This is a genomic window from Vibrio sp. EA2 (assembly GCF_033042495.1).
Taxonomy (GTDB): Bacteria; Pseudomonadota; Gammaproteobacteria; order Enterobacterales; family Vibrionaceae; genus Vibrio.
In genome coordinates this window covers 171,552-172,255 of the sequence record NZ_JAWLID010000003.1, presented here as the reverse complement: position 1 = coordinate 172,255, position 704 = coordinate 171,552, and the positions used below count along the sequence as shown (strand labels likewise).

1 protein-coding gene is annotated in these 704 nt (G+C 48.0%); it reads right to left on the bottom strand.

All coding sequences use genetic code 11. The annotated features are described in order from the left end of the window. A partial coding sequence (gene galK, locus RXX31_RS08760; RefSeq protein ID WP_317588787.1) for a galactokinase occupies positions 1-704 on the bottom strand: 704 nt, incomplete at both ends.

The following is a 704-nucleotide window of genomic DNA, read 5'->3' as shown; positions in this document are numbered from 1 at the left end:
TATCATGAGCGCGCAGCGCTTTTGCCGCTTCAACTGTGCGGTCATTTTCAGTAATAACGTGACGCGCACGTTTGGCGACCATTTCATCAAGCTTTGAAACTTGTTGATTAAACTGCTCAATAGTCACATCACGCAGGGCTTTAACGCCAAAGATACGTGCGGCTTCTTCACACTGCTGGCGACGCGTGTTGTATTCACTGTCAACCAATCCACGCTTTTTATTCGAGTTGATGATCACCACCGCCATATCCTCTGGCATTGACACCGCTTCGGTTTCTAAGCTGCGACAATCCAGTAGCATAGCGTGGTTTTCTCGGCCTTCAGCGGAAATCATTTGGTCCATGATGCCGCAATTGCAACCGACAAACTCGTTCTCCGCTTGCTGACCATTTAAGGCAACTTCAGATTGGCTGATTTCCAGATTGAATAGCACTTTAAACGTCTGACCGATAACCACTTCAAGAGCCGCAGACGAACTTAACCCCGCCCCTTGCGGCACATTACCGCTGACTGAAATATCAGCGCCAGTAAACTGATAACCGCGTTCAAGCAAGCACTTCACCACACCACGAATGTAATTCGCCCACATTTTGTCTGGTTGGAAAGTAATTTCCTGACTGATATCGAACTCATCAAGCGCGTTATCGTAATCCACAGACACCACACGAACTACGTTGTCATTGCGCTTCGCAGCTGCAACAACA